This is a genomic window from Microbacterium aurum (assembly GCF_016907815.1).
Classification (GTDB): Bacteria; Actinomycetota; Actinomycetes; order Actinomycetales; family Microbacteriaceae; genus Microbacterium; species Microbacterium aurum.
The window spans coordinates 1,797,253-1,822,640 of sequence record NZ_JAFBCQ010000001.1 but is presented as its reverse complement, the minus strand read 5'-3'; the positions used below and the strand labels follow the sequence as shown (position 1 = coordinate 1,822,640).

The window sequence follows — 25,388 nt, the reverse complement described above, 5'->3', positions numbered from 1 at the left end:
GGGTGTGCCCGCGGCGAGACCCCGTTCGCCGTCAGGCCTCGACGGCGTCGGCCACGGGCAGTGGATACAGCTGGTCGATGAGCTGACCCACCCAGGCGATGAGGTCGCCGTCGGCGACGCGCTCCCCGCCGGCCGTCGGCAGCGGCACGACCATGGCCTCGCCGCCGGCGAGCACCTTCGACTTCGGGTACAGCCGCTGCAGCCGCACGCGCAGCGAATCGGATGCCGGGGCCGGCGCCACCCGCAGGTTCGGCCCCATGGCGACGACGTCGGTGAGCCCGGCCTGCGCGGCGCGACGCCGCAGCCGCGCGACGGCGACGAGCCCCTCCACCTCGCGCGGCGGCGTGCCGTACCGGTCGGTGAGTTCGTCCACGACGAGATCGATCGCGTCGGCGCTGGCCGCGGCATCCGCCCCCGTCTGCCCTCCCCCGCTCGTGCGCGCGTTCGGCGATGCGGCCGCGGAGAGCTTCTGATACGCCTCCAGGCGCAGCCGCTCGCTGTCGATGTAGCTCTCCGGCAGCCGGGCATCGACGGGCAGCTCGAGCCGGAGCTCGGCGGGACCCTCCACCTCGTCGCCGCGGAAGGTCGCGACAGCCTCGCCGATCATCCGCAGGTACAGGTCGAACCCGACACCGGCGATGTGACCGGCCTGCTCGGCGCCGAGGAGATTGCCCGCGCCGCGGATCTCGAGGTCCTTCAGCGCCACCTGCATGCCCGAACCCAGGTCGTTGTTGACGGCGATCGTCTCGAGGCGGTCTGCGGCGGTCTCGGACAGCGGCTTCATCTCGTCATAGAGGAAGTACGCGTACGCGCGTTCCCGCCCGCGCCCGACGCGCCCGCGCAGCTGGTGCAGTTGCGAGAGACCGTACTTGTCGGCGCGGTCGATGATGATCGTGTTGGCGTTGGCGATGTCGAGCCCGGTCTCCACGATGGTCGTCGAGACGAGCACGTCGAACCGGCGCTCCCAGAAGCCGTCGACGACCTCCTCCAGCGCGTGCTCCCCCATCTGCCCGTGCGCAACGGCGATGCGCGCCTCGGGGACGAGTCCGGCGAGGTCGGCGGCGACGCGCTGGATCGACTGCACGCGGTTGTGCACGTAGAACACCTGCCCCTCCCGCAGCAGCTCACGGCGGATCGCGGCGGCGATCTGCTTGTCGCTGCGGGGGCCGACGTAGCTGAGGATCGGATGCCGGTCCTCGGGGGGCGTCGCGAGGGTCGACATCTCCCGGATGCCGGTGACCGCCATCTCGAGGGTGCGCGGGATCGGCGTCGCGCTCATGGCGAGGATGTCGACGTTGGTCTTCAGCTTCTTCAGCGCGTCCTTGTGCTCGACACCGAAGCGCTGCTCCTCGTCGATGATCATGAGACCGAGGTCCTTGAAGATCACCTTCTCGGTGAGGATGCGGTGCGTGCCGATGACCATGTCGACGGTCCCGTCGGTGAGGCCTGCGAGGGTGTCGCGGGCCTCTTTGTCGGTCTGGAAGCGCGAGAGCGGCCGCACCTTGACGGGGAAGCCCGCGAACCGCTCGGTGAAGGTGTCGAAGTGCTGCTTGACGAGCAGGGTGGTCGGCACGAGCATCGCGACCTGCTTGCCGTCCTGGATCGCCTTGAACGCGGCGCGCACGGCGACCTCGGTCTTGCCGAAGCCGACATCGCCCGAGAGCAGCCGGTCCATCGGGATGGGCCGCTCCATGTCGGCCTTGATCTCGTCGATCGTCTGCAGCTGGTCGGGCGTCTCGGCGAACGGGAACGCCTCCTCGAGCTCGCGCTGCCACGGCGTGTCGGGGCCGAACGCGTACCCCTTCGCGGCCATGCGCGCCGAGTACAGCTTGACGAGCTCGACGGCGATGTCGCGCACCGCCTTGCGCGCCTTGCCCTTCGCGGCGGCCCAGTCGCTGCCGCCCATCTTCGACAGTGTGGGCGCGTCGCCGCCGACGTACCTGCTCAAGAGGTCGAGCTGGTCGGTCGGGACGTACAGCTTGTCGCCGGGGTGACCCCGCTTGGACGGGGCGTATTCGAGCACGAGGTACTCGCGCGTCGTCTTGACGGCGTTGCGACCGCCGCTGGACACCTCGCGCTGCACCAGCTCGATGAACCGGCCGATGCCGTGCGTGGAGTGCACGACGATGTCACCCGTCTTCAGCTGCAACGGGTCGACGACGTTCTTGCGCCGGGAGGCGAGCTTCTTCACCACACGCCCGTCGGCGCCGATCGTGCGACCGTAGAACTCCGCCTCGGTGAGCACCGCGAGCTTCGCGTCGGGCAGCTCGAAACCGCCCTCGAGGGTCGCGAGGACCGCGACGGCGACGCCCGGTTCGGGCACGTCGTCGAGGTCGTGGGCGGAGCGCGCGGCGATGCCGCGTTCGGCGAGGACGTCGCGGGCGCGGTCGACGAGGCCGGTGCCGGATGCCGCGATCACGACCCGCCAGCCGCCCGCCACCAGGTCGCCGACGTGCGCGGTCGCCCCCTCCACGTTGCCCTGGAAGGACGGCACCGGGTTCGCGGCGACGCGCACGACCCCGGCCGCGGCATCCGGGACCTGGGGGGAGGCACCCGCGTCCGCCGCCTGTCGCAGGTCCGCCTCCGCCGCCGCGGCGCCGGAGTCGAAGCCGCTGAAGGTCCACCACACGCCGCCCCGCTCGGCGGTCGCGGCCTGCAGTTCGGGGAGGGTGAGGAAGTCGCCCGCGCCGAGGTCGACCGGGGTGTCGGCGCCGGCGACGGCGGCGCTCCACGCCGCCTCGAGGAACTCCCGGTTCGTCTCGCCCAGCGTCATGGCGCGCCCGACGGCGCGTTCGGGGTCGACGAGGGATGCCGCGGTGCCGCGAGGCAGGTAGTCCACGAGCGGGACGACGGCGTCGGCGACCGCCGGCAGGAGCGATTCCATGCCCTCGACGGGGATGCCCTCGCTCATCTTCTCGAGCATGGTGCGCAGCCCCGGGAACCGGTCCTGCAGGGCCGCCGCGCGAGCGCGCACCGGCGGCGTCAGCAGCAGTTCGCGGCTGGGCAGCAGGGTGACGGCGGTGACCTCTCCGGGCAGCGAACGCTGGTCGGCGACCGAGAACGCGCGGATCTGGTCCACCTCGTCGCCGAAGAACTCGACGCGATACGGGTGGTCGGCCACCGGGGGGAAGACATCGAGGATGCCGCCGCGCACCGCGAACTCGCCGCGGCGGGACACCATGTCGACGCGATGGTAGGCGAGGTCGACGAGACGACGCACGACGGTGTCCAGTCCGGCGCCGCGCGCGCCCACGGCGAGCTCGACCACGCCCGCGTCGGTGAGACCCGCGGCAAGTGGCTGCAGCGCGCCCCGGACGGATGCCGTGATGATCAGCGGCGTCGTGCCGCCCGCCGCCTCCCAGGCCGCGGCGGCGCGCAGGACGGCCAGCCGCCGGCCGACGGTCTCGGTCGACGGGCTCAGCCGCTCATGCGGCAGCGTCTCCCACGCGGGGAAATGCAGCACCTGCGCGTCGGGCACGAGACTCTGCAGCGCCGCACCGAGCCCTTCGGCGCGGCGGCCGGTGGGGGCGATCGCCAGCAGCGCCGCCGGAGCGCCGCTCGCCCGGCGGCGCTCGAGGAGCGCGGCCAGCATCGGCGCGTCGAGGCCGGTGACCATCGAGAAGTCGGTGTCGACGAGGGCGGCCTCGACGGCGGTGCGGACCCCGCTCGCCTCGCCGTCGTCCTGCAAGAGGGCGCGCACGATCCCGGAAACTGTCACCGGACGAGTGTACGGCGCGTGACCGACACGACGGCCGCCGCCGGGGTCCGCCGCGCTGCCCCGGGCGCCGCGCTGGCCGACCCCCGGCGCCGCGAGGCCGACCGTGGGCCACGCGAAGCCGACCGTGGGCCGCGCGAGGCCGACCCTAGGATGAGGTCGTGACCGAGAACCCGCCCCCGACCCCGGCCCCGCCGCAGTGGGGATACGTGCAGCCGGCCCCCGGTGCTCCGCCCGTGTACGCGGCGCCCGTCGGATACGGTGCGCCGTACCCGTCGGCGGAGCCGCCCGCGGCCGGGCGGGCGACGCTCGGCGCGAGCGCGCTGGGCGTCGCGCTCCTCGGCGTCGTCGGGGCGACGCTGCTGAGCGCGCTCACCGGCTTCGCCGCCGCCCAGGGCGCCATGCGCCACGCCATCGGGATCTCGCCCGAGGGCCTGGAGAACCTCAGCGAAACGCAGCTGCTGGCGCTGCTGAGCCCCGTGCGCACACTCGTGCTATGGGCCGAGATCGGGTTCTGGGCCGGGACCGTCCTGGGGATCTGGGCCCTCATCCAGGGCATCGTCGCGATCGCCACCCGCCGCGGCCGGGGGCAGGGCATCGCCGCCGTCGTGATCGCGGCCCTCGGTCCGATCGTGTACGGCGTCGCCGTCGGGATCGCCGTGACCCTCGGCGTCGCCGCCGGCGCATCGGGCTGACCCGGCGCGGCGCTCGCCTAAGCGCGAGGCGCGTGGTGCCGCTGCTGCGCGGCGAGCAGACCTTCGCCGATGAGCTGCTCCACGGCATCCGCCGCCTCATCCAGCACGAGCGGCAGCTGCGTGCGCTCGGCGGACGAGAACGGGTCGAGCACCCAGTCCGCCGGATCCTGCCGGCCCGGCGGCCGGCCGATCCCGACGCGCACCCGGGGGAAGTCGGCCGTCCCGAGCGCCTTGGCGACGTCGCGGATGCCGTTGTGCCCGCCGTGTCCGCCGCCGACCTTGAGCTTGAGGGAGTCGAAGGGGATGTCGAGCTCGTCGTGCACGAGCACGACGCGCTCCGCCGGGACGTCGTAGAACCGCGCGAGCTGCGACACCGGACCGCCGGAGGTGTTCATGAAGGAGTTCGGCGTCGCCAGCACGAGCTTGGCCGCACCCGGCCGCAGCCACGTCTCGGCGACCCGGGCGTTCGCCTTGTGCGCCCGCAGGGTCTCGCCGCGACGGGCGGCGAGTTCCGCGATCACCATCTGGCCCACATTGTGGCGCGTGCTCTCGTAACGGGGACCCGGGTTCCCGAGCCCCACGACCAGCCAGGTCTCAGCCATCTGCGTCCTCTCCCACGACTCGCGGTGCACACGGGAACGACGGAGCCCGCCCCACCAGTATCGGTGGCGGCGGGCTCCGGACGTTGCGTTCCCGATTACTCGGCGGCCTCTTCGGCGGCCTCGGACTGCTCTTCGGCGGCAGCCTCGTCGGCGGCCTCGATCTCGTCCGACTCCGCGATGGTCGCGGCGGGCACCGAGATCGCGACGACGAGCGTCTCGGGCTCCGTCACGAGCGCCGCACCCTTGGGGAGGGTCAGGTCGGCGGCGGTGATGTGCGTGCCGTCCTCCAGGCCCTCGACGTCGACCTCGACGGTCTCGGGGATGTGGGTGGCCTCGACCTCGAGCGTGACGGTGGCGTTGTCGAGGTTCGCGATCGTGCCGGCGAAGGGCTCGCCCAGGACGACGACGGGCACGTCGACCTGGATCTTCTCGCCCTTCTTCACCACGAGCAGGTCGATGTGCTCGATGATCTGGTGCACCGGGTCCTTCTGCACGTCCTTGACGAGGGTCAGCTGCTGCTTGCCGGCGACCTCGAGCTCGAGCACCGCGTTGGCGCGACGGATGAGCAGCGAGACCTGGTGGCCCGGCAGCGACACGTGCACCGGCTCGGTGCCGTGGCCGTAGATGACGGCGGGGATCTGGCCGGCGGCGCGCAGGCGACGGGCGTATCCCTTGCCGAAGTTCTCGCGGACCTCGGCGATGACCTTGGTGTCGGTCTCGGTCGACATGATGATTCTCCTTGCGGGCGGCTGATCCGCCCTGATCTGGGGTCTGGGTCTCGACTCGAACGCACGCGCGTGAGGAACGCCCCGCAAGGCCTCACCGCGTCGATCACGGATGCCGGCGCCCTCGCGGGCGGCATCCCTCGCCGAAGTACGGCACGAGTCTACCAGTGACCCCGGTACGATGAGGACGACCCCTTCCCCACTCGCGAGGAGTACCCATGGACTACGGCTGGATGTCGCACGCACTCCTGTGGCTGGTCGGACTCATGACGGTGGGCGCCACCGTCGGCGTCATCGGCGCCCTCTGGTCGATGGGCCGCTCCGGCTACCGCAAGGACTGACCCGTCACCAGCGCGGTGATCCGCGCGACGACCGCCGGCAGGTCGGCATCGTTCGCGACCCGGAAGCCCGCCTCGTCGCTCGCGAGCGGCTCGAGCGTGGCGAGTTGCGAGTCGATCAGGGTCGCCGGCATGAAGTGGTCGCGCCGCGACACGCGCGTGCGCAGCTGCGCCGGCGGCACCACCAGTTCCACGAACACCGTGCCCGGCGCGAGCGAGCGGATGCGGTCGCGGTAGGCGCGGCGCAGCGCCGAGCAGGCGACGACGATGCGGGGACGGTGCAGCGCGGCGGCCACGGCATCCAGCCACGGGGCACGGTCGGCGTCGGTCAGCGCGACACCGGCAGACATCTTGGCGATGTTGGCCCGCGGATGCAGGTCGTCGCCGTCGATGAACTCCGCGCGCAGCGCCGCCGCTACCGCCGCGCCGACGAGCGACTTGCCCGATCCGCTGGGGCCCATGACGACGATGCGCATGCCGCCATCGTGTCACGCCGCGCGACGTCACACGGCGGGGCACGCCTGCCGCACGGGACTACGCTGGAGACACCGACCGACAACAGGAGCGCGTGTGTCTTCGAACGACTCTTCCCCCAGCGGCGACCAGGCCGAGACCAAGATCTCGCACGATCAGGATCAAGCCCCGCACGAGGCGACCACCCGTCACGAGGGGGCACCCGCCCCCGAGGACGTGCCCCGCGAGACACCCGACACCGCGAGCACCGCCGCGCCCGCCTCCGCCGGTGAGCCCACCGCCAACATCGGAGTCGTCGGCCTGGCCGTCATGGGCTCGAACCTCGCACGCAACCTCGCCAGCCGTGAGGGCAACACCGTCGCGGTGTTCAACCGCAGCCGCTCCAAGACCGACGAGCTGGTCGCCGAGCACCCCGAGGCGGGTTTCGTCCCGGCTTTCAGCTACGAGGAGTTCGCGGCGAGCCTGCAGAAGCCGCGCACCGCGATCATCATGGTCAAGGCCGGCGGCCCGACCGACGCGGTCATCGACGAGCTCATGAACGTCTTCGAGCCCGGCGACATCATCATCGACGGCGGCAACTCGCTGTTCACCGACACGATCCGCCGCGAGAAGGCGGTGCGTGAGCGGGGCTTCAACTTCGTCGGCATGGGCGTCTCGGGCGGCGAGGAGGGCGCCCTCAACGGCCCGTCCCTCATGCCCGGCGGCCCCGACGAGGCATGGGTCACGCTCGGACCGATCCTCCGCTCCATCGCCGCGGTCGCCGAGGGCGAGCCGTGCGTCACCCACATCGGCCACGACGGCGCCGGGCACTTCGTGAAGATGGTGCACAACGGCATCGAGTACGCCGACATGCAGCTGATCGCCGAGGCGTACGACCTCATCCGCCGCGCGACCGGAAAGACCCCCGCCGAGATCGCCGACATCTTCGCCGAGTGGAACCGCGGCGAGTTGGAGAGCTACCTCATCGAGATCACCGCCGAGGTGCTGCGACAGACCGACGCCGCCACCGGCAAGCCCCTCGTCGACGTCATCCTCGACCAGGCCGGCGCCAAGGGCACGGGCGCCTGGACCGTGCAGACGGCGCTGGACCTCGGCGTGCCGGTCTCGGGCATCGCCGAGGCCACCTTCGCCCGGTCGCTGTCGAGCCACCCCGAGCAGCGCGCGGCGGCATCCGCCCTGCCCGGCCCGGAGCTGAGCGGCGGCGAGGTCCTCGCGGGCGAGGATGCCGCGGCGTTCATCGAGCAGGTCCGTCTCGCGCTGTACGCGTCGAAGATCGTCGCCTACTCGCAGGGCTTCGACGAGATCCGCGCCGGCGCCGCCCAGTACGGCTGGAACATCGACCTCGGGGCGGTGTCGAAGATCTGGCGCGGCGGCTGCATCATCCGCGCGCAGTTCCTCAACCGCATCGCCGACGCGTACGCCGCCACGCCGGACCTTCCCGTGCTGCTGACCGCGCCGTACTTCGTCGACGCGCTCACCCGCGCACAGGATTCGTGGCGGAGCATCGTCGCCCTGGCGGCGGCCTCCGGCATCCCCGCCCCCGCGTTCTCGTCGTCGCTGGCGTACTACGACGGCCTGCGCGCCGAGCGCCTGCCCGCCGCCCTCATCCAGGGTCAGCGTGACTTCTTCGGCGCCCACACCTACAAGCGCATCGACAAGGAAGGCACCTTCCACACGCTGTGGTCGGGCGACCGCACCGAGGTCGAGGTCGAAGACACCCACTGACGGGTTTCGCCGAGCGGGCCCGTTGCGCGCGAGCGGGCCGGTTGCCGACAGTACGCAACCGGCCCGCTCGGCGATAAGGGGCCCGCTCGGCGCGCGTGGCGGCTCCGGCGCGGATGGCGGCTCCGGCGGGGCGCGGCGCGGGGCTACAGCCAGTCGTTGCGCTTGAAGACGAGGTACAGGCCGGCGCTGACGGCGACCATCAGTCCGAGCGCGAACGGGTAGCCCCACGCCCAATCGAGCTCGGGCATGACCCGGAAGTTCATGCCGTAGATACCGGCGATGAGCGTCGGCGCGAAGCCGATCGCCGCCCAGGACGAGATCTTCTTCACCTGGTCGTTCTGCAGGATGCTGGTGCGGGTCATCTCGCTCATCTGATCGTTGCGCCGCTGGTCGATGATCGTCGCGTGGATCGTCAGCGCGTCGTCGAGGGTGTGGCGGAAGGCGCTGACGCGCGCATCGATGTAGCGGGCGCGGTCGGCGATCTCGCGGAACCCGGGCACCTCGGCGTCGGGTGAGGCGGCGCCGACGACCTGCTGCAGCCGGTCCATCATGTCGGGCAGCGGCGATGTCGCATGCTGCAGATCGATGACCTCCCGCTGCAGCGCGAAGATGCGGCGGGAGACCCCGGCGTCCTCGCCGAAGAGCTCCTTCTCGATCTCGTCGATGTCGTGCTCGATGCCGTCGAGCACATCGCGGTAGCCGCGGGTCACGAACTCGAACATGCCCCACAGCACGCCCATCGGGCCGCGCTGGGCGATCTCGGGATGCTCGTCGAGCAGCCGCCGCATCCGCTCCAGATCGACCTGCCCGCCCGGGGAGATGGCGACGAAGAAGTCGGGGCCGACGAACACGTCCACCTCGCGGCACTGCACCGTCTCGGCCGCGTCGTCGTACTGCGCCGGCTGCGCCACGACGAACAGGTGCTCGCCGATGCGGTCGAGCTTCGAGCGCTGGTGGGTGCGCAGCGCCGTGGCGACGCCCAGGCGCTCCAGGCCCAGCGTCGCGGCGACCTCCCGGACCTCGTCGGGACTCGGCGCGGTCAGGGCGACCCACAGCATCCCGCCGTCTCGTCGGGCGTCGGCGAGCGCCGCGTCCAGCGGGGCGTCGGTGGGGTGGGCCGTCCCGTCGCGGTAGACGACGCAGTGCGGCTGGGCCATGGGTCACACCCTAGGCCCAGCCGCACGTCGGCACGGTGAGGAACCGGCCCGCGTCAGCGGGTGATGTCCTTGATCGTCCCCTTGTCCAGCCGCAGCCGGCGGCGCGCGCGACGGGCGACCGCGGAGTCGTGGGTCACCACGACGAGCGTGAGGCCCTCGGCGTTCAGGTGCTCGAGCACCGCGAGGATCTCGTCGCGCATGTACTCGTCGAGGTTCCCGGTGGGCTCGTCTGCCAGCAGCACCCGGGGCCGCTTCGCGATGGCCCGGGCGATCGCCACGCGCTGCTGCTGTCCCCCGGAGAGCTCACCGGGGCGGTGATCACCGCGGTCGGACAGGTCGACGCGCGCGAGGGCGTCGGCGACGCGCTCGGCCCGCTCCGCGGGAGCAAGACCCAGCGGCTCGAGGCCCATCGACACGTTCTCGGCCGCCGTCAGGGTGGGGATGAGGTTGAACGCCTGGAACACGAACCCCACCTCTCGCGCCCTCACGTGCTCGAGATCCTTCGCGGATGCCGTGGCGAGATCGGTCTCCCCGATCATGACGTGTCCGGCGGTCGGGGTGTCCAGCGCCCCCAGCAGCTGCAGCAGCGTCGACTTGCCGCCGCCGGTGGGCCCCTGGATCGTGACGAAATCGCCGGCGGCGATCTCGACGTCCACCCCCTTCAGCGCCTGCACGACGCGTCCCTTCTGCTGGTAGGTCTTCGTGACGCCGGCGAGCCGGTAGGCCGGCATGGTGAGGGTGGCCGCGGCATCCGTCACGGTCTGGTCGATCATGGTCATCTCTGTCTCCTCGGTCGGGGTGTGCGCACGGGTCGGAAGGGGGGATGCCGCGCTCACGCGACCGCTCGCAGGGCTTCGGCGGGGCTGAGCTTCGCGGCACGCCAGCCGCCGAACGCGCCGGCGACGAGGCCGCCCGCGACGGCGAGCAGCAGGGCCGCCACGACGATCCACAGCGACAGCGGCGCGTGCAGCACGATGTCGGTCGCGGTCTGGGTGAACTGGGCGCCGAAGCCCCCGCCGCCCATCCCGCCGGCGCCATCGCCGCCGGCGCCCGGGCCGCCCTGTCCGCCCATGCCGGCCGTCGTCGCCGGGGCCGATGAGATCGTCGGGGAGACGAGGTTGATCACGAGCACACCAACAAGCCCCAGCACGACGCCGGCCGCACCGCCGATGAGCGCCTGGACGACGGACTCCCCCGCCACCTGTCCGACGACGCGCGAGTTCGACCAGCCGATCGCCTTGAGGGTGCCGAGTTCCCGCGTCCGCCGGGAGATGCCCGAGATCGTGAACAGCACCGCGAGGGCGACCGCCACGGCGAGCACGATGATCGACAGCCACGTGCCGAGGCTCGTGATGAGCGAGCTCGCGCTGGAAAGGGAGCCGGAGACCGTCGAGGCGAGGTCGGACTGCGAGCTGACGGTCGCGTCGGGCAGGGCATCCTGCAGCGCCGTCTGCACCGCGGAGATGTCGTCGCTGGAGGCGGCCTGCACGTACACCGTCGACAGCACGTCGCCGGCGCCGGAGAGGGTCTGCGCGACATCCAGCGGGATGTAGACGTTCGAGGCGGTGTCGGCGCTCGACGAGGCCGAGGTCACGATACCGACGACCTCGAAGCTCGTCCCGCCGATGTCCATGGTGTCGCCGACGGCGAGGCCGGCGCTCGTCGCGTACGTGGCGTCGAGCACGGCGACGTCGGCTCCGGCGTCGGAGGCTTCGAGCGCGCGCCCGTCGCTGACGGTGACGGCCGACATCGGTCCGACGGCGTCGGCGTCGGGGTCGATGCCCAGCACCGTGAACGAGTCGACGCCGAACGATCCGCCGCCGAAGCCGCCGCCCGGACCGCCCTGGCCCTCCTGCGGGGCCTCTCCCCCGGTCTGGCCGTCGGTGGTCCCGCTCTCGCTGGGCGCCTGCGGCAGTTCGCCGGAGAAGGTCGTGTTGGTGAGGCTGAGGGCGCCGGATGCCGCCGCGACGCCGTCGATCGCGGTCACCGTGTCGAGCGTCGAGGCGTCGAGCGTGCCGCGCCGGAAGTCGGTCGTCAGTCGCGACTGGCTGAGGGTCGTCATGCCGTCGTCGGACGTGCTGCCCCCGTCCTCGTCGAAGTCGAACTGCGGCCGCGCGCCGCCGTCGGCGCCCGGCTCGGTCTGGGCGCCCGTGACGGTGAGGTCGGTGCCGACGCCGTAGACGGATTCCAGCGCCTGCGCCTGGGCATCGCGGATGCCGGCGGACAGCGAGTTGACGATGATGACGAGCGCGATGGCGATGGCGAGTCCGATCGCCACGATCGCGGTCTGCTTCTTGCGCCCCGACAGCTCGCGGCGCAGGTACGTCCAGTACATGGGTCTCCTTCTGGCGCCCCGGCTGATCGAGAGGGCGCCGACGCATCGACGTTAGGAGCGCCCATGATGCGGATCCTCGGTCGCGGTTATGCGGAACCTATGGCCTGCTCTCGCCCCTCCTGCCGGGCGCGCGGCGGCATCCTCGCCTGATCCATAGGTTTCCCATAGCCGCAGCCATAGCCATTCCACAGAGTCGTCATGAGAATGGAGGACATGACCGCTCCCGCCCCCACTGCCGCCCTTCACCGCGCCGACGGCTCGCCGCTGCGCGTGCTCGTCGTCGACGACGAGCAGATGCTCACCGACCTGCTGTCGATGGCCCTGCGCATGGAGGGGTGGGAGGTCCGCAGCGCCGGCTCAGGGTTCGACGCCCTGGCCCAGGCGCGCGAGTTCGACCCCGACGCGATGGTGCTCGACATCATGATGCCCGACCTCGACGGCATGTCCGTCCTGCAGCGGCTGCGCCACGCGGGCAACGACGTGCCGGTGCTCTTCCTCACCGCGAAGGATGCCGTGGCGGACCGCGTCGCGGGGCTCACCGCCGGCGGCGACGACTACGTCACGAAGCCGTTCAGCCTCGAGGAGGTCGTGGCGCGCCTGCGGGGGCTCATGCGCCGCGCCGGGACGGCGATGGCGGAGGGCGCCGACCCGATCCTGCGGGTGGGCGACCTGACCCTCAACGAGGACTCGCACGAAGTCGAGCGCTCGGGCACCGAGATCGAGCTGACGGCCACGGAGTTCGAGCTGCTGCGCTTCCTCATGCGCAACCAGCGCCGCGTCGTATCGAAGGCGCAGATCCTCGACCGCGTCTGGAACTACGACTTCGGCGGGCGCTCCTCGGTCGTGGAGCTCTACATCTCGTACCTGCGCAAGAAGATCGACGCCGGCCGTGAGCCGCTCATCCACACGGTGCGCGGCGTCGGCTACATGATCAAAGCGCCGCAGTGAGCTCCGCCCCGGCCGTGACCGACGCGCGGGACGCCCCGCGCGCCCGGCATCGCTGGAGCCTGCAGACCCGCCTCATCGTCACGGTCGTCTCCTTCGTCGCGCTGATCCTCGTGGGGGTCGGGTTCGCGACCGGGACCATCCTGCGCTCGATCATGGTCGAGAACCTCAACGCGCAGGTGTCGGAGGCCTCTAACATCGTCCAGCGCATGATCCAGCCCGGCAGCACGGCGGTGGACGTGCTGAGCGCGGGCCGCCAGGAGAACGGCACCCTGCTCGTGCTCCAGACCTTCAGCGGGCTCTCCGGCGCGTACGTCGACCACGACGGCAACGTCGTGGAGCTGACGCAGAGCGAGATCTCCGCCCTCATGCCGCAAGGCGTCGACGAGCAGGGCTGGGGAACCCTGCCGGTCGCGGACGTCGGAGAGTATCGCGTCAAGTTCCAGGGCACGCCGGGCGGGATGTTCTACCTCGTCGGCATGCCGACCTCGGAACTGACCTCGACGGTCGCGCAGATCCTCACGACCGTGGCCCTGTTGACCGTCGGCGGCCTGCTGGTGCTCGCCGCGCTTCTCGCCCTGGTCATCCGACAGTCCCTGAAGCCGCTGCGCTCGGTCGCCGACACGGCGGCGCGGGTCGCCGCGCAGCGTCTCGACTCGGGCGATGTCACCATCACCGAGCGGGTGCCGGCCTCCGAAGCCGACGCCTCCGACGAGATCGGCCGGGTCGGCGCGGCGCTGAACACTCTGCTCGATCACGTCGACACCTCTCTCGCCGCCCGCCAGCGCAACGAGGAGCGGATGCGGGCGTTCGTCGCCGACGCGAGTCACGAGCTGCGCACGCCGCTCGCCGCGATCCGCGGCTACTCGGAGCTGTCGCTGCGCTCGCTGAAGCTGTCGCGCGACGCCGGCGACCACGCGACGACGGCGCAGTTGGCGGCGACCGCGGACCAGTCGCAGCAGGGACTGGAGCGCATTCAGGCGGCATCCCTTCGCATGACGACCCTCGTGGAGGATCTGCTGCTGCTGGCGCGCCTGGACGAGGGCAAGGAGCTCGTCTACGGCGCCGTGGATCTCACCCGCGTCGTCGTCGACGCCGTCGCGGACGCGCAGGCCGCCGGCCCCGAGCACGAGTGGGAGCTGGATGCCGGGGAGGAGCCGGTCGTCGTCGCGGGCGACGCGGTGCGGCTGCACCAGGTCGTCGCGAACCTGCTGACGAACGCGCGGGTGCACACGCCCGCGGGCACCCGCATCGTCGCGAGCGTCGAGGTCGCCGACGGCGGGGCCGTCGTGCGGATCGCCGACAACGGGCCGGGCATCGATCCCGCCATCGCCGACGAGCTGTTCGAGCGCTTCGCGCGCGCCGACACCTCCCGGGCGCGTCAGACCGGCGGCACTGGGCTCGGTCTGTCGATCGCGAAGGCGATCGTGACAGCCCACCACGGCACCATCACCGTCGACAGCGAGCCCGGCGCGACGGTGTTCGAGGTGCGCCTGCCGGCACGGCCCGCGACGCCGGCATCCTGACCCCGGGCCCCTCGTTCGACAGTCACTTACGCACAGTCCCCGTGGCGACACCGTGCCCGAGCGACTGCGCAACGTGGGTGCGCCCGCCCGACCCTCGTTCGACAGTCACTTACGCACAGTCCCCCGTGGCGACACCGTGCCCGAGCGACTGCGCAACGTGGGTCAGTAGCCGGAGAACGCGTCGGTCGTGAGGGAGCGCGCCCGCTCCAGCGCGGGAGCGAGGTCGGCGATGAGTCCGGGCGGGCCGGAGATGAAGGCGTGACGCGCACCGATGTCGGGGACCACCTGCAGCAGGCCGTCGGCATCCAGGCGCACACCCTTGGCCCAGCGCCAGTGCGGCGGGAGGGTGGCCGGCTCGTTGCGGGTGAACACGATGACGGGGATGCCGGCATCCTCCAGATCCTGGCGGAAGGCGAGCTCCTCGGCATCCGAGGCGACGTAGACGAAGACGATGTCGCGGTCCTCCCCCGACAGCCGCTGGTGCCGCAGCTGCGAGACGAAGGGCGTCACGCCGATGCCGGCCGCCACCATCAGCACGGGTGCCATCGGCCGCGTGGGCAGCACGAAGTCGCCCCACACGCCCGTCACCGCGAGCGTCTGCCCGGGTTCGACGGCGGCGAGGGCCTTCTTGTAGCTCGACTGCGAACCCTCCCGCAGCGCGATGCGCACCTCGGGCAGCTCCTCCGGTGCCGACACGATGGAGAACTCCCGCCGCGTGCCGCGCGCATCGGGATGCGGGTGCGGCACCTCGAGCTCGAGATACTGCCCCGCGACGAAACGGAACCGCCGTTCGGCGCGGAACGCGAGCTCGCGGACCGTCGGGGTCAGCGGGATGCGGCCGAGGTAGGTCAGCCGGACGGCGGTGCGCACCGCGAAGGCGAACGCGAGCAGGTTGCCGATGAGCAGCGCGCGCTCCTGCCCGAGGCTCACCTCCCCGACGTCGATCGGCCAGCCGGCCAGCACGCCGACGAGGGCCGCGACGGTGAACTGCTGCCAGCGCCGGGGCGGGAGCGTCAGCGGTTCGGAGAGCATGAACGCCCCGAGGAAGAGGAACGGCGAAGACCACAGGATCTGCCAGAACACGGTGGCACCGTCGAGCTCGAGCCCGACCTGCTGGTACTGCACCGAGGTGCGCACGAATGCGACGGCGCACGCGATGAGGACGAACACCGCCACGACACGCACCTTCTCGGTGCGCACCAGCACGACGAGCCCCAGGATGATGACGGGCGCGGCGAGGCTCGGCGTCCCGACCCACCACGACGACGATCCGAGATCGGGCAGCCAGACGCTCAGCACCGTGAGGACCGCCGCGCCGACCGCCGCGGGGTTGAAGATGTGCCGGCCCTGCCAGGCGAGCAGGTACTTGGATGCCGACGCCACGACTCCGGCGACCGCGAGGCCCACAAGGCCCAGCGGCTCGAGGGTCGGCCGCAGCACGAACAGCAGGATGAGCGTCGTGATGAGCGAGGACTCCCAGCGCCAGGGGGTGCCGAGGATGCGGTGGGCCACGGCATCCGTCGCCGCGCACGCCGCCGCCAGCACTGCCAGCGCGGCCAGGAGCTCCCCCGGCGTGGGGCCGGCGAGGCCGAAGAACGACAGCGCGAACGCGATGGCGGCGAGGGCGGCGAGGGCCAGCACGACGAGCCGGTACATCGAGACCCGCCCGACGACGGCGAAGACGCGGTTCCAGACGACGGTGAGGGAAGACATCACAGGAACAACTCTGCCGTACTGCCGGGCGACCACTCCACGCGGCCGTCGGTGGTCATCCGCACCCACTGCGCGTCGCGCTCGGCCGCGAAGCGGGGACCGCCGTCGAAGAACAGCGTCGTCGCGACCGCGTCGGCGGTGATCGCGTCGGCGGCCAGAGCCCACGTAGCCGCGATCGTGCGCACCGGCTCGCCGGTGCGGGCGTCGAGCACATGGTGCAGCCCGGCCCCGTCGGCGCCCGGCCACGCGCGGCGCCCCGTCGCCGACGCGCACAGGGCGGCGTCGGTCACCTCCCACACGCCGATCGCGCGCGTCGGATCGTACGGATGCTCCAGCGCGATGCGCTCGGTGGCACCGGCCACGGCGATGTCACCACTCGCCTCGACGGTCACCGCGCCGACGACCCGGCGGCGCACCTCAGCGAGCACGAGGTCGACGAGACGCCCCTTGCCGAGCGCGCCGACGTCGATCGTCGCCGGCGCGCAAAGGCTCAGGATGCCGTCGTCCCAGCGCAGCAGATCGCGCCACGCGGCCGGGGCGGGCTGCGCGCCGCGGTCGACGAACCCGTACCCGGCGTCGTAGCCGCGGCGCGCGAGCGCGTCGCCGATGAGAGGGTTCACGGCGCCGTCGGTGGCGGCGGATGCCGCGGCGAACAGGTCGAGCATGGGCACGGCATCCGCGGTCGGCGCGTCCGCCGTTCCGCCGGCGGCGAGCCGGGTGACGAGGGAGTCGGGGCGGAAGCGCGACCAGTCGCGGTCGAAGGCGTCGATCAGCGCGGTGACCGCGGCGCGGGTGGCGGCATCCAGGGGCGCGGCGGTGTCGATGCGCCACACCGTGCCGATCGCGGCGAACTCCCAGCGCTCCCGCGGCCGTTCAACCGCGGACCTCGCCGGTGGGGACCGCGCCCCCGCCGCCGCCACCTCGGCAGCCGCCCCGGCCGCCGACGCGCCCGCCGCCCCGGCCACCACCGGTCGGCCCGCGGCGGGCATCACGCGGCCGCTTCGGCCTTGATCGCCTGAATCGCCTCGTTGAACCCGCCGCTGGTCAGCGAGGAGCCGGCGACGCGCGAGACCGAGATCTCGTCGATGTTCTTGCCGACGACCTCCGCGGAGATGCCCCCGATGAACTTGCTCTGATACTGCTCGGACTCCCGCTTGGTGGGGTTGCCGGTGACCTCGACGTCCGTGATGACGTCGTCCTCGAGCGTCACGGTCACCGTGATCGTCTCGACCGACTCGGGTGTCGCATACGAGCCGTCGGCGGTGTAGGTGCCGTCGGCGTAGGCGCCGTCGGAGGCCCCGTCCGCAGAGCCGGTGCTCTGCTCCCCCGCCGACGCGGTCGCGGCGGGCGTGGCCGCCGCGTCGGTCTGGGTCGATGCGCTCTCTTCGGCATCGGCGGCGGAGGCGCAGCCGGCGAGGGCGATGACGCCGAGGACGGATGCGGCTGCGACACCCGTGCGGGCCGAGGCGCGCGTGCGGCGCGTGGCGGGGACGGCGGTGGTGCGGATCATGATGGTCCTCCTGCTGTCGTGCCCTGCGGTGAGGGTCGGCCCGGCACGCAGCGGCCGGTCGCGTTCCACGCTAACTCGCGCAGCGGCGGTGAAGGCTCGGGAAGACCTATGCGTTTGCATTGAGTGCAGGCGCGGCGGTGCGGCCGCGCCGCAGCGCCTTGAGGGCCTCGACCGCGAGGAAGACCACGACCGACATCCCGATCGGCAGCAGCCATCCCACGGCGTCGAGCGGCTCCGAGGCGAACAGGTCGTTCATGAACGGCAGGTAGATGTATCCGGCCTGCAGCACGATCAGCACGAGCGCCGACCACCAGATCACCGGGTTGCCGCGCAGCACATCCACGGTGAGCGAGGACCGCGTGAGGAACCGGCAGTTCAGCAGATACGCCAGCTGCCCGAGCGCCAGCATCGTCACCGCCTCCGTGCGGGCGACCTCGAGGTCGGCACCGCGGGCGAGGGAGATGCCGAACACGGCGAGCGTCGCGCCGCCGATGAGCAGCGACACCACGAGGACGAACCCGAGTTCGCGTCCCGAGATGATCGACCCGCCCGGCGCGCGTGGCGGGCGGGTCATAATGCCGCGCTCGGCCGGCTCGTACGCGAGTGCGAGCGACAGGGTCACGGCGGTGACCATGTTGACCCACAGCACCTGCACCGGGGTGAGCGGCAGCGTGAGCCCGAACAGCACCGCGACGAGGATCACGAGCGACTGCGCACCGTTGGTCGGCAGCAGGAAGACGACCGACTTGCGCAGGTTGTCGTAGATGCGCCGCCCCTCGGCGATGGCGCTGCGGATTGTGGCGAAGTTGTCGTCGGCCAGGACGATATCGGCCGCCTCCTTCGTGGCCTCGGTGCCCTTGATGCCCATCGCCACTCCGACATCGGCGCGCTTCAGGGCGGGCGCGTCGTTGACGCCGTCGCCCGTCATCGCGACGACCTCGTGGTGTGCCTGCAGCGCCCGGACGATGCGGATCTTGTGCTCCGGGCTCGTACGGGCGTAGACGTCGACGTCCCGGACGACCGCCTTCAGCTGCTCCTGGCTGAGCGCCTCGAGCTCGGCGCCGGTGAGGACGCGCACCTCGGCGTCGCCCGCGGAGCCGGCCGCGGGGAGCAGTCCCATCTCCCGGCTGATGGCGACGGCCGTGCCGGCGTGGTCGCCGGTGATCATCTTCACGCGGATGCCGGCGGCATGGCAGTCCGCGATCGCCTCGATCGCCTCGGGGCGCGGGGGGTCGACGATGCCCCAGAGCCCCAGGAACTCCAGGTCCACCAGGTCGCTCTCGCCCAGCTCGTCGGCGCGCGTGGCCTTGCGGGCGGCGGCGAGGACGCGCAGGCCCTGTCCGCTGAGTTCGTCGATCGCCGCTTCCCAGAACGATCGGTCCACCGGCTCGGAGCCGTCACGGCCGCGCTGTGTCAGCGACCGATCCAGCAGCCGGTCGGGCGCGCCCTTGACGAGGATCGCGCGGGCGCCGTCGCCGGCCTCGTTGAGGGTGGCCATGAACTTGTTCGCGGAGTCGAACGGCACGACCGCGAGGCGCTTCGTCCCGGCATCCGTCACGCCGCCCTTCATCGCCGCGACCTTCAAGGCGCCCTCGGTGGGCTCGCCGACCAGGCGCCAGCCGCCCTCGCCGTCGGGTGAGAGCTCGGCGTCGTTGCAGAGATCCGCGACGGCGAGGATCGCCGCGAGGTCGCGACCCCCGGCCGGGGTGATGCCGCCGTCGGGCTGGTAGCCGAGCCCGGAGACCTCGTAGCGGCCGACGGGGGTCACGATGCGGCGGACCGTCATCTCGTTCTTCGTGAGCGTCCCTGTCTTGTCCGAGCACACCGTCGTGACCGACCCGAGCGCCTCGACGGCGGGGAGCTTGCGGGTGATGGCGTTGCGCCGCGCCATCTGCTGCACGCCGATCGCGAGGGTGATCGTGACGAGCGCCGGTAGTCCCTCGGGGATCGCCGCGACGGCGAAGCCGATCGTCGCCGAGATCAGTTCGGGCATCGGCATCTGGTGCAGGTACCGGCCGATCAGCATCATGACGAGCGCCATGCCGAGGATGACGAGGGTCAGCGCCTTGCCGAAGCCGTCGAGCTGCTTGGTCAGCGGCGTGTCGAGCGACCCCGCCTCGCCGACGAGCGCCTGGATCTTGCCGATCTCGGTGGCCGCGCCCGTGCCGGTGACGACGCCGACGCCCTGACCGGCCGAGACGATCGTCCCCGAGAAGGCCATCGACGCGCGGTCGCCGACACCGGCGTCGACGGCGACGGGTGCCGTCTGCTTGGACGACGGCACCGACTCGCCGGTGAGGGCGGCTTCGTCGATGCGCAGCTGCGTCGCCTCGACGAGCCGCACGTCGGCGGGCACCTTGTCGCCCGGCATGAGCCGCACGACGTCGCCCGGCACGAGATCGGCGGCGGCGATCGTCGTCCACGCACCGTCGCGGCGAACGGTGGCATCGGCCGAGAGCATGCCGCGGATGCCGGCCAGCGCCTTCTCTGCCCGCCCCTCCTGCACATAGCCGATGACCGCGTTGATGACCGCGACGGCCATGATGACCCAGAAGTCGAGCCAGTCCCCCATGACCGCTTTGATGGCCGCGGCGGCCAGCAGGATGTAGATGAGGGTGTCGTTGAAGTGCGACAGGAAGCGCAGCCAGCCGGGCGTGCGCTTCGCCTCCGGCAGGAGGTTCGGCCCGGCGACCTCGCGGCGCGCCGCGGCCTCGTCGGCCGTCAGTCCGTCGGCGCCGACCCGCAGCGCCTCACGCACCTCGTCGGCGTCGAGCGCGTAGGGCCGCGCGACGGTGAGCTGGGCGTCGGTGAGCGTGTCGGCCATAGCGCAAATCTACGGCATCCGGTTCGGGCGGCGTCGCCGCGCAGCGTCAGGCGTCACCGCCGAACATGCTCGTGACCGACCCGTCCTCGAAGACCTCTTTGATCGCGCGTGCGAGCAGCGGCGCGATCGGGAGCACGGTGAGCGAGTCGAACCGCTTCTCAGGCGGCAGCGGGACGGTGTCGGTGACGACGACCTCGTCGATCGAGTCGTCCTGTAGGCGCTGGGTGGCGGGGTCGCTGAAGATCGCGTGGGTGGCCGCGACGATGACGCGCTCGGCGCCGTTGGCCTTGAGCGCCTGCGCGGCCTTCACGATCGTGCCGCCGGTGTCGATCATGTCGTCGACGAGGAGGCACACGCGCCCGGCGACGTGTCCGACGATCTCGTTGACGGTCACCTGGTTCGCGACGTTCGGGTCGCGGCGCTTGTGGATGATGGCAAGCGGGGCGCCGAGCGAGTCCGACCACTGGTCGGCGACGCGCACGCGGCCGGTGTCGGGCGAGACGACGGTGAGCTTGTCGCGGTCCTCGGGCGACAGGCTGTCCTTGAAGTACTGCAGCAGCACGGGCTTGGCGAACAGGTGGTCGACGGGACCGTCGAAGAATCCCTGGATCTGCGCGGCGTGCAGGTCGACGCTCATGACGCGGTCGGCGCCGGCGGTCTTCAGCAGGTCGGCGACGAGGCGGGCGCTGATCGGCTCGCGGCCGCGGCCCTTCTTGTCCTGCCGGGAGTAGGGGTAGTAGGGGGCCACGACGGTGATCCGCTTCGCGGACGCGCGCTTGGCGGCATCCAGCATGATGAGCAGCTCCATGAGCCACTCGTTCACCGGCGGCCCGAACGACTGGATGATGAACGCATCGCAGCCGCGGATCGAGACCTCGAAGCGGGTCAGGATCTCACCCGACGCGAACGTGCGGTGCTCGGTGGGCACGAGCTCCGTGCCGAGGGCGTCGGCGACGGCCTTCGAGAGCTCGGGATGCGAACTGCCGCTCGCGATGACGAGCCGCTTCTTCGTCTTGGCGATGATGCCCGGGGCGATGCCGCGTTCGACGTCGAGATCAACCGTGTGCTTCTTGCGACCCATCGCCCTGTTCCTGTGCGGACCGGGCACGTGCCGCGGCATCCGCCGCTGCCGTTCCCGGTCGGTGGTTCTCGACCCACCCCTCGACGTTGCGCTGAGGGGCGACGCTCAGGGCGAGAGCGCCGGCGGGGACGTCCTTGCGGATCACCGCGCCGGCGCCTGTCTTGGCGCCGTCACCAATCCTAACGGGGGCGACGAACACGTTGTGCGAGCCGGAGTGCACCTCGTCGCCGATCTCGGTGCGGTGCTTGGCGATGTCGTCGTAGTTGGCGGTGATGGCCCCGGCGCCGAGGTTGACGCCGCGGCCGATCGTGGTGTCGCCGATGTACGACAGGTGCGGCACCTTGCTCCCCTCGCCGATCGTGGAGTTCTTCGTCTCGACGAAGGTGCCGATCTTGCCGCCGGCGGCGAGCTTGGTGCCGGGACGGAGGTACGCGAACGGGCCGACGGTGGCACCGGCGCCGATGACGGCGAGGGTCGCGTCGGCGCGGCGGACGACGGCGTTCTCGCCGACCTCGCAGTCTTCCAGCGTCGTGTCGGGGCCGATCGTCGCACCGGCGGCGACGGCCGTCGCGCGCAGGATGTGCGTGTTCGGCAGCACCGTCACGTCGGGGGCGAGGGTCGCGGTCACGTCGATCCAGGTGGTCGCCGGGTCTTGGATGGTGGCGCCTTCGAGCTGCCACCGGCGCACGGTGCGGGCGTTCAGCAGCCGCCCCGCCTCGGCGAGCTGTGCGCGATCGTTGACGCCGAGCGTGAGGGTGACGTCCGAGACGACGGATGCCGTGACCGTCCGCTCCGCGCGGCGGGCGAGCCCGATCACGTCGGTGAGGTACTTCTCGCCCTGCGCGTTGGCGGTGCCGACGTCGGCGAGGTGCTCGCGGAGGGCGGCGGCCTGGAAGACGTAGACCCCCGCGTTGATCTCGGTGACGGCGGCCTCGGCATCCGTCGCGTCCTTCTGCTCCACGATGCGCTCGACGGTGCCGTCGGCGCCGCGGATGACGCGGCCGTAGCCGGTCGCGTCGGGGAGCACGGCCGACAGCAGCGTCACGGCGGCGCGGGAGGCGCGGTGATCGCGCACCAGGGCGGCGAGCGTGTCGGCATCCAGCAGCGGCACGTCGCCGGAGAGCACGAGCACGTCGCCGTCGAAGTCGGGTACGGCGGCGAGCGCGACCTCGACGGCGCGGCCCGTGCCGGGGATCTCATCCTGATCGACGACGACCACCTCGTCGGAGACGCCCGTGACCGCCTCCGCGACCTGGTCGCGCTCGTGGCGCACGACGACGAGGACGTGCCCGGGCGCGAGGTCGCGCGCAGTGTCGAGCACGTGCCCGACGAGCGGGCGGCCGCCGATGCGGTGCAGCACCTTCGGCAGCGCCGACCGCATCCGGGTGCCCTGACCTGCGGCGAGGATCACGACGGCGAGCGAGGTGTCCAGTGTGGTATTCGTCATGCTCCGCCGCCAGGATTCGAACCTGGGCCTCACAGCTCCAAAGGCTGTCGTGCTGCCGTTACACCACGGCGGACCGGGCGGCCGTGGCCGCGCCGCCCTCCAGTCTGCCAGCCCGACACCCGCGGGACCGCATCGAGCGGCCGAAACGGCGGGGATCGCCCGCCGCCCCGGGCCCCGCGTGCGGTCTCGCCGAGGCCGGGCCGGATAATGGGGGGATGGCTGCTGAGCATGACGAGGTCGACCGGATCGTCGACGCATGGGGCTCGCAGCGCCCCGACCTCGACTTCTCGCCGCTGGAGGTGCTGTCGCGCGTCGACCGGCTCTCCCGTCACCTCGACCGGGCGCGGCGCGAGGCGTTCCGCCGCAGCGAGCTGGAGCCGTGGGAGTGGGATGTGCTGTCGGCGCTCCGGCGGGCGGGTGAGCCGTACCAGCTGAGCCCGAAGCAGCTGCTGCAGCAGACCCTCGTCTCCAGCGGCACCATGACGAACCGGATCGACCGGCTCGTAGGCCGGCGGCTCGTGCGACGCGAAGCCGATCCCGCCGACGGCCGCAGCGTGCTGGTGACGCTCACCGAGGAGGGCCGGACGCGGGTGGATGCCGCGATCACGCGCCTCGTCGACGCCGAGGCGGTGCTGCTGGGCGTGCTGTCCCGGAGCGACCGGGAGCGGCTCGCGGGGCTGCTGCGCAAGCTCAGCCTGAGCTTCGACACCTGACGCGCGCTTCCCGCGGCGGCGGGTTCAGCCGAGGAGCTCGGTGAGGACGAACCAGCGCTCTTCGAGGGCCGCGATCTCGGCGTCGAGCTCGCCGATCGCCTTCATCTTCTCGCCGAGCCCCACGTAGTCGGACTGGTCGTGGTCGGCCAGCGCGGTGCGCGCCGCGTCTGCCTGCGCCGTCAGTTTCTCGATGCGCCGCTCCGCTGCGGCGAGCTCCTTCTGCGCGGCGCGGAGGTCTGCGCCGGCGAGGGCGGGGGCGGATGCCGGGGTGGCGGCGGCCTGTCCGCGAGGCCCGGTCTGCGCGCCGCGCGTGCGCTCGAGTTCGCGCAGGCGCAGGTACTCATCGATCCCGCCGGGGAGGTGGCGCAGGCGCCCGGCGCCGTCCGGCCCGGCCAGGACGGCGTACTGCTGGTCGGTGACGCGCTCGAGGAAGTACCGGTCGTGGCTCACGACGAGGAGCGTCCCGGCCCACGAGTCGAGCAGGTCCTCGATCGCGGCGAGCATGTCGGTGTCGAGGTCGTTCGTGGGCTCGTCGAGGATGAGGACGTTGGGCTGGTCGAGCAGGATCAGCAGCAGCTGCAGCCGGCGCTGCTGGCCGCCGGAGAGATCCTTCACGGGTGTCGACAGCTGGGCCGAGCTGAAGCCCATGCGCTCGAGCAGCTGCCCGGGCGTGAGCTCGGTCGCCTTCGACCCGGCGCCGATCGTGTAGCTCGTGCGGAGTCCCGAGATGACGACGCGCACGGGATCGTTCAGGTGCTCGTCGAGCTCGTCCATCCGCTGCGTGAGGGTCGCGACCTTCACGGTCTTGCCGCGCTTGACGCGGCCGCTCGTCGGTTCGACGGTGCCGGCCACGAGCCCCAGCAGCGTCGACTTTCCGGCGCCGTTGACGCCGAGGATGCCGGTGCGCTCCCCCGGCGCGATGCGCCAGGTCACGTCGTGGAGAACGGTGGTCCCCGAGCCCGTCGACGGGTCGGGGTAGGTCACCCCGGCGTCGAGCAGGTCGACGACGTCCTTCCCGAGCCGTGAGACGGCGAGGGACTGCAGCTGCACCTTGTCGCGGATCTCGGGCACGTCGGCGATCAGCTCGTTGGCCGCGTCGATCCGGAACTTCGGCTTCGCGGTGCGCGCGGGTGCGCCGCGGCGCAGCCACGCCAGCTCTTTCGTCGCGAGGTTCTTGCGCCGCTGCTCGATGACGGCGGCCTGCCGGTCGCGCTCCACCCGCTGCAGGATGTAGGCGGCGTAGCCGCCCTCGAAGGGCTCCACGATGCGGTCATGGACCTCCCACGTCGTCGTGCACACCTCGTCGAGGAACCATCGATCGTGCGTGACGACGAGCAGCGCGCCCGCGTTCTTCGCCCACCGGCTCTTCAGGTGCGCCGCGAGCCACGCGATCGCCTCGACGTCGAGGTGGTTGGTGGGTTCGTCGAGCGCCAGCACGTCCCAGTCGTCCGCGAGCAGCCGCGCGAGCGCGACGCGCCGGCGCTGGCCGCCCGAGAGGGTGCCGAGCGTCGCATCCCACGGCAGGTCGGCGACGAGCCCCGCGATCACGTCGCGGACCCGTGCGGACCCGGCCCACTCGTGCTCGGCGGCGTCGCCGACGACGGCGTGCCCGACCGTCTCGGCGTCGTCGAGCACGTCGCCCTGGTCGAGGACCCCCACGGTGACGCCGCCGCGGACGGTGACGCGTCCGGCATCCGGCTCGAGCCGGCCGGCGAGCATCGCCATGAGGCTCGACTTGCCGTCGCCGTTGCGCCCCACGATGCCGATGCGGTCGCCCTCGTCGACGCCGAGCGAGACGGAGTCGAAGACGACCTTGGTGGGGAACTCGAGGTGGAGGCTCTCGCCGCCGAGAAGGTGTGCCAT

At 72.0% G+C, this 25,388-nt stretch carries 20 protein-coding genes and 1 tRNA gene; 6 read left to right on the top strand and 15 right to left on the bottom strand.

The features are described 5' to 3' along the window. Window positions 1–31: 31 nt before the first annotated feature. Window positions 32–3,718 carry a transcription-repair coupling factor gene (gene mfd / locus JOD60_RS09060; RefSeq protein ID WP_372430911.1) on the bottom strand — a complete coding sequence of 1,229 codons (3,687 nt, stop codon included), beginning with the start codon at window positions 3,716–3,718 and terminating at the stop codon, window positions 32–34. Between the two features lie 158 nt (window positions 3,719–3,876). Here mfd and JOD60_RS16735 point away from each other — a divergent pair, with 158 nt between their 5' ends. Next, on the top strand, window positions 3,877–4,410 hold the full coding sequence (locus tag JOD60_RS16735; protein WP_076690330.1) for a hypothetical protein: 534 nt from the start codon (window positions 3,877–3,879) through the stop codon (window positions 4,408–4,410). 17 nt (window positions 4,411–4,427) lie between these two features. On the opposite strand, the gene pth is transcribed toward JOD60_RS16735, so the two are convergent. Both pth and JOD60_RS09045 read right to left on the bottom strand, forming a co-directional pair. Beyond that, complete coding sequence (pth, locus tag JOD60_RS09050) at window positions 4,428–5,012, bottom strand: aminoacyl-tRNA hydrolase (RefSeq protein WP_076690329.1); 585 nt, start codon at window positions 5,010–5,012, stop codon at window positions 4,428–4,430. Window positions 5,013–5,107: 95 nt separating this feature from the next. Next, complete coding sequence (locus tag JOD60_RS09045) at window positions 5,108–5,740, bottom strand: 50S ribosomal protein L25/general stress protein Ctc (protein WP_076690328.1); 633 nt, start codon at window positions 5,738–5,740, stop codon at window positions 5,108–5,110. A 215-nt stretch (window positions 5,741–5,955) separates the two neighbouring features. On the opposite strand from JOD60_RS09045, the gene JOD60_RS17035 reads away from it, so the two are divergent. Continuing rightward, window positions 5,956–6,078: a hypothetical protein gene (locus JOD60_RS17035; protein ID WP_268252388.1), complete on the top strand. Its 123-nt coding sequence runs from the start codon at window positions 5,956–5,958 to the stop codon at window positions 6,076–6,078. Here JOD60_RS17035 and JOD60_RS09040 read toward each other — a convergent pair. Next, complete coding sequence (locus JOD60_RS09040; RefSeq protein ID WP_076690327.1) at window positions 6,063–6,551, bottom strand: gluconokinase; 489 nt, start codon at window positions 6,549–6,551, stop codon at window positions 6,063–6,065. The two genes, JOD60_RS17035 and JOD60_RS09040, sit on opposite strands and share 16 nt — an antisense overlap. 214 nt (window positions 6,552–6,765) lie before the next feature. On the opposite strand from JOD60_RS09040, the gene gnd reads away from it, so the two are divergent. Next, complete coding sequence (gene gnd / locus JOD60_RS09035) at window positions 6,766–8,274, top strand: NADP-dependent phosphogluconate dehydrogenase (protein ID WP_076692133.1); 1,509 nt, start codon at window positions 6,766–6,768, stop codon at window positions 8,272–8,274. A gap of 143 nt (window positions 8,275–8,417) precedes the next feature. Here the strand turns inward: gnd and JOD60_RS09030 are convergent, their stop codons facing one another. From JOD60_RS09030 to JOD60_RS09020, 3 genes are read right to left on the bottom strand one after another with little or no spacing between them, the layout of a single operon-like run. Next, the gene (locus JOD60_RS09030; protein WP_076690326.1) at window positions 8,418–9,431 is read right to left on the bottom strand and encodes a magnesium and cobalt transport protein CorA; all 1,014 of its coding nucleotides are present in this window, start codon (window positions 9,429–9,431) and stop codon (window positions 8,418–8,420) included. 53 nt (window positions 9,432–9,484) lie between these two features. Further along, on the bottom strand, window positions 9,485–10,210 hold the full coding sequence (locus JOD60_RS09025) for an ABC transporter ATP-binding protein (RefSeq protein ID WP_076690325.1): 726 nt from the start codon (window positions 10,208–10,210) through the stop codon (window positions 9,485–9,487). 53 nt (window positions 10,211–10,263) lie between these two features. Continuing rightward, on the bottom strand, window positions 10,264–11,766 hold the full coding sequence (locus tag JOD60_RS09020; protein WP_076690324.1) for an ABC transporter permease: 1,503 nt from the start codon (window positions 11,764–11,766) through the stop codon (window positions 10,264–10,266). A gap of 213 nt (window positions 11,767–11,979) precedes the next feature. Between JOD60_RS09020 and JOD60_RS09015 the strand changes: the two genes are divergently transcribed. Beyond that, the gene (locus JOD60_RS09015) at window positions 11,980–12,714 is read left to right on the top strand and encodes a response regulator transcription factor (RefSeq protein ID WP_076690323.1); all 735 of its coding nucleotides are present in this window, start codon (window positions 11,980–11,982) and stop codon (window positions 12,712–12,714) included. Continuing rightward, complete coding sequence (locus JOD60_RS09010) at window positions 12,711–14,237, top strand: sensor histidine kinase (protein WP_084201961.1); 1,527 nt, start codon at window positions 12,711–12,713, stop codon at window positions 14,235–14,237. Before JOD60_RS09015 ends, JOD60_RS09010 begins: the two co-directional genes overlap by 4 nt. 162 nt (window positions 14,238–14,399) lie before the next feature. Here JOD60_RS09010 and JOD60_RS09005 read toward each other — a convergent pair whose 3' ends face one another. The 7 genes from JOD60_RS09005 to JOD60_RS08975 form a co-directional block, all read right to left on the bottom strand. Then, on the bottom strand, window positions 14,400–15,950 hold the full coding sequence (locus tag JOD60_RS09005; protein ID WP_076692131.1) for an FAD-dependent oxidoreductase: 1,551 nt from the start codon (window positions 15,948–15,950) through the stop codon (window positions 14,400–14,402). Next, window positions 15,950–16,939, bottom strand: coding sequence for an FAD:protein FMN transferase (locus tag JOD60_RS09000; RefSeq protein ID WP_084201960.1), 990 nt, complete (start codon window positions 16,937–16,939; stop codon window positions 15,950–15,952). Before JOD60_RS09000 ends, JOD60_RS09005 begins: the two co-directional genes overlap by 1 nt. Next, window positions 16,939–17,460 carry an FMN-binding protein gene (locus JOD60_RS08995; RefSeq protein WP_076690322.1) on the bottom strand — a complete coding sequence of 174 codons (522 nt, stop codon included), beginning with the start codon at window positions 17,458–17,460 and terminating at the stop codon, window positions 16,939–16,941. The genes JOD60_RS09000 and JOD60_RS08995 overlap by 1 nt, the downstream gene beginning before the upstream one ends. A 106-nt stretch (window positions 17,461–17,566) precedes the next feature. Continuing rightward, window positions 17,567–20,284: an HAD-IC family P-type ATPase gene (locus JOD60_RS08990; RefSeq protein ID WP_076690321.1), complete on the bottom strand. Its 2,718-nt coding sequence runs from the start codon at window positions 20,282–20,284 to the stop codon at window positions 17,567–17,569. A gap of 46 nt (window positions 20,285–20,330) precedes the next feature. Continuing rightward, entirely contained in the window at window positions 20,331–21,365 is a 1,035-nt protein-coding gene (locus tag JOD60_RS08985) for a ribose-phosphate diphosphokinase (RefSeq protein ID WP_076690320.1), read from the bottom strand. Further along, a complete protein-coding gene (glmU, locus tag JOD60_RS08980) occupies window positions 21,340–22,812 on the bottom strand; it encodes a bifunctional UDP-N-acetylglucosamine diphosphorylase/glucosamine-1-phosphate N-acetyltransferase GlmU (RefSeq protein ID WP_076690319.1) in 1,473 nt (490 codons plus the stop codon). Before glmU ends, JOD60_RS08985 begins: the two co-directional genes overlap by 26 nt. Window position 22,813: 1 nt before the next feature. Then, window positions 22,814–22,885: transfer RNA gene (locus JOD60_RS08975), tRNA-Gln, on the bottom strand. 142 nt (window positions 22,886–23,027) lie between these two features. Here JOD60_RS08975 and JOD60_RS08970 point away from each other — a divergent pair. After that, complete coding sequence (locus JOD60_RS08970) at window positions 23,028–23,525, top strand: MarR family winged helix-turn-helix transcriptional regulator (protein ID WP_076690318.1); 498 nt, start codon at window positions 23,028–23,030, stop codon at window positions 23,523–23,525. Between the two features lie 24 nt (window positions 23,526–23,549). Here the strand turns inward: JOD60_RS08970 and JOD60_RS08965 are convergent, their stop codons facing one another. Next, the gene (locus JOD60_RS08965) at window positions 23,550–25,388 is read right to left on the bottom strand and encodes an ABC-F family ATP-binding cassette domain-containing protein (RefSeq protein WP_076690317.1); all 1,839 of its coding nucleotides are present in this window, start codon (window positions 25,386–25,388) and stop codon (window positions 23,550–23,552) included.